The organism is Kitasatospora sp. NPDC057738 (assembly GCF_042798815.1).
Classification (GTDB): domain Bacteria; phylum Actinomycetota; class Actinomycetes; order Streptomycetales; family Streptomycetaceae; genus Kitasatospora; species Kitasatospora lactacystinica.
Genome location: NZ_JBHVJT010000001.1, coordinates 77,353 through 83,492, shown reverse-complemented (window position 1 = coordinate 83,492; position 6,140 = coordinate 77,353). Strand labels below are relative to the sequence as shown.

Sequence of the window (6,140 nt, the reverse complement as noted above, 5' to 3'; positions counted from 1 at the left end):
GGCCCGGTCCGAGCGCTGATCCCGAACCCTCGGGGCGGGACGGGCCGACCGGACCGGCGGACCGGACCGGCCGCCGGTCCGGGCCGCCGGTCGTGTTCCGCTGACGGCTGTCGTGGCCGGTCCCGGTGATGGTCCTCCTGGATCCGGCCTACGACCGGTGGGCCGCCGAGCAGGACGATCCGGGCCTGCTGCCGGTCGAACTGCCGGGCGGAACGGACGACCGGGAGCAGCCGATCCGCGTGGTGGGCCGTCAGCCGGTCGTCAGTCGGCCGGTCGGGCGCCGGGCCGGCGCAGTGCCGCCCGGGCCGGCAGCACGCCGGCGAGCAGGGCCAGGAGCAGGCAGAGGCCGGTGGTGAGGGCCATGGTCGACCAGGGCAGGGCGAGGTCGACCCGGGTGCCGAGCCGGGCGGAGAGGCCGGAGCGGACGCCCGCCAGGGTGACCACCGCGATCAGCAGGCCGAGCGCGGCACCGATCCCGACCACCAGGGTCGACTCGGCGGCCACGATCCGCAGCACCTGACGGCGGGTCGCGCCGGACAGCCGCAGCACCGTGAAGTCCCCGGCCCGCTGGGCGGTGGCCATCAGCAGGGTGTTGGCGACGGCCAGGCTGCTGCAGCCGAGCGACGTGCCGATCAGGACGACCAGGAAGATCCGGACCAGGGCGTCGTCCTCGGAGGTGGTGCGGGAGGCGTACTCGGCGCTGCTCAGCGCCCGGGCGCCGAGCGGGGCGAGGACGGCCGACGAGGTGGCGCCGGCGGTGTGGACGACCGAGGTGAGCGCCGACGGGTCGTGCGCCCGGACGGTGCGGGTGGTCAGCAGCACGCTCGCGGTGGCGGAGCCGTCGGTGATCTCCGCGACGACCGTGACGTCCACGGTACTGCCGTCCTCGAAGGTGACCGGGACGCGGTGGCCGGTGGTCCAGCCCAGCCAGGCGGCCGTGCCGGCCTTGACCACCATGGTGTTCTCGCCGGTCAGGCCGTCCAGGGAGCCGGAGGTGACGGTCATCCGGGTGCGGGCCGCGCGGAACGCGGCCTCGCTCATCCCCACCGCGCCGACGTGGTCGGTGCCGCCGGCGTAGAGCCGGGTGGGCAGCAGCGAGGCACCGCCCGGTACGGCGGCCACGGCGGCGTCGGAGAGCCCGGGTGTGCCCTGCGGGGTGACCACCGAGGTGGCCTGCTGCCGGACGGTCTCCTCCAGCGCGTAGCCGCTGGCCCGCAGCTGGAACAGTCCGGCGATCAGCACCGCGAAACCCACCGTCACCAGCACCGGAGCGGCGGTCGAGGCGGTGCGTCGGACGGCGGTCACCGCACTCTCCCGGGCCACCGCGGCGGTGGCGCCGCGCAGCCCGGACAGCGGCCGGCAGACCGCGCGGACGATCGGCGGGAGGACGGCGGGTGCGAACAGCATGAGCCCGACGATCAGCGCCATGGCCGCGTAAAGGGCGTTGTTGATCATGCTGTCGGACTCGCTGCCGGCCGCGACCACCACCAGCCCGAGCCCGAGGGCGGTGCACACCCCGCCGGCGATCCACCGGCCGCGGGTCATCGGCCGGTGTTCGACGGCGGCCTCGCGCAGCGCCTCCAGCGGGGCCGTCCGGGCCGCCCGGCGGGAGGCCGACCAGACCCCGAGCAGCGCGACCACCAGGCCCAGCGCGAAGGAGCCGAGCAGCGGCAGCGCCCCGAACCGTACGGTGAATCCGGCCGGCTCCAGTCCGCCCTCGACCATCAGCGCGCCCAGCGCGGGCGCCAGCAGCGCGCCGAGCAGCACGCCCGCGCCGCCGGCCGCGACGCCCACCCCGAGCGACTCGGCGTACACCGTGCGCGCGATCTGACGGGGGGTGGCGCCGATGGTGCGCAGCAGGCCGAACTCGCGCCGCCGCTGGACGATCGCGAAGGCGAAGGTGGAGGCGACCACGAAGACGGAGACGAAGGCGGTCAGCCCGGCCGTCGCGGTCAGGATCTGCAGGCCGATCCAGCGGGTCTTCTCGGCGCTCCTGTCCTCCAGGGCGGTGAGCGCGGTGCCGTGCAGCACCGTCCCGTCGCCGCCCACGGCGGAGGCCGCGGCCGCGGCGACGGCCGGGACGTCGGCGCCCGGCGCGGTGACCAGGCCGATCACCCGGACCCCGGGGGCGAGCGCCTCGGCGGCGCGGTCGGACAGGTAGAGGGACGGCGGGTCGACGGTCCCGGGGGCGGTCCCGGGGGCAGTTCCTGGGACGAGGCCGGACACGGTGTAGCGGGCCGGCCCGGCGGCGGTGAGCAGGGTGACCGGCGAGCCGGGCGCCAGGCCCAGCGAGGCGTCCAGCACCACCTGGTGCTCGTCGGCCGGCGGGCCGCCCGCGACGAGCCGCTCGGGCCCGAACGCGGTGCCGGACCAGTTGCGGCCGCGCGGTTCCGGGCCCGGGGCGCCCACCGGCCTTCCGTCGATCACGGGTTGGGCGTAGAAGGCGCGGTCCGGCACGGCCCGGTCCACGCCCGGAACGGCGGCCAGGGCGCGCAGCAGCTCCCGCGTGCGTTCCCGCGACCAGGGCCGGCCGGGGGTGAAGGTGCCGTCGGACTGGTCGACGGCGGGGCTCTGCACCACGACCCGGGTGCCCGCGTAGCGTCGGGGCACCTCCGGTTCGGCCGAGGTGAGCACCAGGGCGGTCATGGCCAGGACCGTCACGCCCAGGCCGAGCGCGACGAAGGTGCCGAGGAGGGACGTCCAGCGGGCGCGGACGGTGGCGAGGCTCAGCATGCCGGGGCCTCCAGGGCGGCCATCCGGCCGGCGATGACCGCGGCCCCGCTGCGGCCGTGCAGCTCTTCCACGATCCGTCCGTCGGCGAGCAGCAGGACGCGGTCGGCGTAGCCGGCGGCGGTCGGGTCGTGGGTCACCATGATCACGGTCTGCCGGTGGCGGTCGACGATGCCGCGCAGCAGGGTGAGGACCTCGCGCGAGGTACGGGTGTCCAGGGCGCCGGTCGGCTCGTCGGCGAACAGCACGGCGGGCCGGGTGATCAGCGCCCGGGCGATCGCGACGCGCTGCTGCTCGCCGCCGGACAGCTCGCCCGGCCGGTGCCCGCCGCGGTGGCCGAGCCCCACCTCGGCGAGTGCCGTGGCGAGTTCGGCCCGGTCCGGGCGGCGCCCGGCCAGCCGCAGCGGCAGGGCCACGTTCTGTTCGGCGGTCAGCGCGGAGACCAGGTTGAAGGACTGGAAGACGAAGCCGAGGCGCTCGCGGCGCAGCAGGGTCAGCCGGGTCTCGTCCAGGCCGCCGAGTTCGGTGCCGTCGATCACCACGGTGCCGTCGGAGACCCGGTCCAGGCCGGCCGCGCAGTGCAGCAGCGTCGACTTTCCGGAGCCGGAGGGGCCCATCACCGCGGTGAAGCTGCCGCGCGGGAAGGCGACGGTCACATCGTCCAGTGCGGTGACGGCGCGGTCGCCGGTGCCGTACTGCTTGGTCACGGCCCGCAGGAGGACCGTGTCGGTCGAGTTCGTCATGGTCCCAGGCAACCCGTCAACGGTGGCGGAGCGCAGGGGTGTTGGGGCGAGAGCGGAGGTAGTGCCAGCACCCCTGCGGCGGGCGGTGGGCGGCGGCTAGGGTCGGCAGGGTGATCGCTGTCCGCAACACCCTGGAGGCGCTGGCCCAGCGGCCGTCGGCGTTCCTCGGCTCCGTGTGGCCGTGGCGCGCGCTGGGCTTCCTGCTCGCGGGAGCCGCGGTGGGGGCGACGGCCGCCGGGCTGGCGGCGCTGCCGGTGCTGCTGTGGGGCGGGCTGGGACCCCTGGCGGTGGCGGTCGTGCTGCCGCCGCTGGCCCTGGCGGGGCGGGCGGTGACCGGGTACGAGCGGTGGCGGCTGCGGCTGGTGCTGCCCGGGGCGGGGCCGTCGGGGCGGGTGCGGTCGGGGCGGGTGCGGTCGGGGCGGGTGGTGCCGGGGTCGGTACCGTCAGGGTCGGTACCGTCGGGTCCGGGTCCGGGTCCGGGGCCGGGGCCGGGGCCGCGGGGCGGGGCGGAGGGGCGGCGCGGACGTGCCCGCGAACTGTTCCGGGGGCCGGCGGCCCGGCGCGACCTCGGCTACGGGCTGGTCTCCCTGCTGCTGCTCTGGTGGATCGACCTCGGACTGGTCGCGGTGGGCCTCGGCACCCCGCTGTTCCTGCTGGCCGCCCCGTTCCAGCCCACCGCGAACCCCACCGCCTCCTGGCTCGGACCGCTCGCCGGACTCGTGCTGCTCCCGGTGGCGGCCTACCCGCTGGCGGCCTGGGCGGGGGTACGGGCGGTGACCGCCCGGGCCGTGCTGGAGCCCGCCGAGAACGAGCTGACCCGGGTGGTGGCCTCGCGGGCCCGACTGGTGGACGCGTACGAGGTGGAACGGCGCCGGATCGAGCGCGACCTGCACGACGGCGCCCAGCAGCGGCTGGTCTCGCTCTCCGTCAGGCTCGGCCTGGCCGGTCTCGACCTGCCCGAGGACTCGGCCGCTGCCCGGCAGGTCCGGGAGGCCCGGGAGGAGGTGCGGACGGCGCTGCGGGAACTGCGCGAACTGATCCACGGCATCCATCCGCAGGTCCTCACCGACCGGGGACTGGAACCGGCGGTGCGGGACCTCGCGGGCCGCTCGGCGGTGCCGGTGGACGTCGACGTCGCACTGCCCGGGCGGCCGCCCGCCCCGGTCGAGGCCGCCGCCTACTTCGTGGTCTGCGAGGCGCTGGCGAACGTGGTCCGGCACAGCGGCGCCCGGCGCGCCTCGGTGCACGGCCGTGCGGCGGCGGACGGGCTGGTGCTGGAGATCCGGGACGACGGGGCCGGCGGCGCCGACCCGGCCGCCGGCACGGGCCTGCTGGGCATCAGCGACCGGCTCGCCGTCATCGACGGCACCCTGTGCCTGCGTTCCCCGGCCGGTGGGCCGACCGTCCTGCGAGTGGAGATCCCGTGCCTGCACTTCGGTTAGTCGTCGCGGAGGACTCGGTGCTCCTGCGGGAGGGCCTGGTCTCCCTGCTGGAGCGGTTCGGGCACACCGTGGCGGCCGCCGTCGGCGACGCCCCGGCACTGGTCGAGGCGGTCCGGGAGCACCGGCCGGACGTGGTGGTCGTCGACGTCCGGATGCCCCCGGACAACACCGACGACGGACTGCGCGCGGCCCGCCGGCTGCGCGAGGAGGATCCGCGGCTGCCCGTCCTGGTGCTCAGCCAGTACGTCTCGCAGGGGTACACCGCCGAGCTGATCTCCGCCGGCGACCGGGGTGCGGGCACCGGCTACCTGCTCAAGGACCGGATCGGCGAGGTGCGGGAGTTCGTCGCCGCCCTCACCGACGTGGCCGGGGGCGGGACGGTGGTGGACCCGGAGGTGGTCCGCCAGCTGCTGACCCGCCGGCACGACCCGCTGCAGCGCCTGAGCCCCAAGGAGCGCGAGGTGCTGGCGCTGATCGCGGAGGGCCGTTCCAACGCGGCCGTCGCCCGCCGGCTGGTGGTCACCGAGGCCACGGTGGCCAAGCGGATCGCGAGCATCTTCACCAAGCTCGACCTGCCGCAGGCGCCGGACGACCACCGCCGGGTGCTGGCGGTGCTGAGGTACCTGGGGTCGTGAGGGCCCGCCGCGGCCGTGGCCGCGGTCGCGGCCGTCGGTTCGGCGTGGCCGTCACCAGGACACCGGGTAGCGGACCGGGTGCCTGCCGATCCTGCCGGGCAGCAGGCCGATGACGACCAGCAGCACGGTGGCCAGGACGAGCAGCGGGAGGAAGGGCACGGGGTGCGGGGCCTGCAGGACCACGATCACGGCGGTGGCCGCGGCCGGGGAGTGCGAGAGGTGGGTGAGCATCATCGCGCCCAGCGAGAGCCCGGCGGCCACGGCCGCGCCCCAGGTGGTGCTGCCGGTGACGGCCAGGGTGGCGAAGCCGATCAGGGCCGACATCAGCTGGCCGCCGATCAGGTTGCGCGGCTGCGAGATCGGCAGCGCGGGCGCTCCGTGCACCAGCGCGGCGCTGGCGGCCAATGGCGGGATCAGCAGCGGTTGGTGGAGCAGTACGCCCACCCCGACCAGGAGGAGCAGGGCGCCGATGGCGAAGACGGTGGCCCGCAGGACGTGCAGCGGGTGCGGCCTGGGTGTGGCGGCGGGCGGTGGCGTGGACATGCGTGAGCGACTCCGGACGGGGGACAGGGACCCGGAGATGATAAACA

5 protein-coding genes are annotated in these 6,140 nt (G+C 76.4%); 2 read left to right on the top strand and 3 right to left on the bottom strand.

The genetic code is table 11. The features are described from left to right. Window positions 1-261: 261 nt before the first annotated feature. Together ACFVGO_RS00295 and ACFVGO_RS00290 are read right to left on the bottom strand one after the other, a co-directional pair. Window positions 262-2,733, bottom strand: coding sequence for an FtsX-like permease family protein (locus ACFVGO_RS00295; protein WP_380630426.1), 2,472 nt, complete (start codon window positions 2,731-2,733; stop codon window positions 262-264). Beyond that, window positions 2,727-3,473 (bottom strand): ABC transporter ATP-binding protein, encoded by a 747-nt coding sequence (locus ACFVGO_RS00290; protein ID WP_380630425.1) that lies wholly within the window; start codon window positions 3,471-3,473, stop codon window positions 2,727-2,729. The genes ACFVGO_RS00295 and ACFVGO_RS00290 overlap by 7 nt, the downstream gene beginning before the upstream one ends. 110 nt (window positions 3,474-3,583) lie before the next feature. Between ACFVGO_RS00290 and ACFVGO_RS00285 the strand changes: the two genes are divergently transcribed. Then, entirely contained in the window at window positions 3,584-4,915 is a 1,332-nt protein-coding gene (locus ACFVGO_RS00285) for a sensor histidine kinase (RefSeq protein ID WP_380630424.1), read from the top strand. After that, on the top strand, window positions 4,897-5,550 hold the full coding sequence (locus ACFVGO_RS00280; protein WP_359898483.1) for a response regulator transcription factor: 654 nt from the start codon (window positions 4,897-4,899) through the stop codon (window positions 5,548-5,550). Before ACFVGO_RS00285 ends, ACFVGO_RS00280 begins: the two co-directional genes overlap by 19 nt. A gap of 51 nt (window positions 5,551-5,601) precedes the next feature. On the opposite strand, the gene ACFVGO_RS00275 is transcribed toward ACFVGO_RS00280, so the two are convergent. Further along, window positions 5,602-6,093 carry an HPP family protein gene (locus tag ACFVGO_RS00275; protein WP_380348962.1) on the bottom strand — a complete coding sequence of 164 codons (492 nt, stop codon included), beginning with the start codon at window positions 6,091-6,093 and terminating at the stop codon, window positions 5,602-5,604. Between the last annotated feature and the right edge of the window lie 47 nt (window positions 6,094-6,140).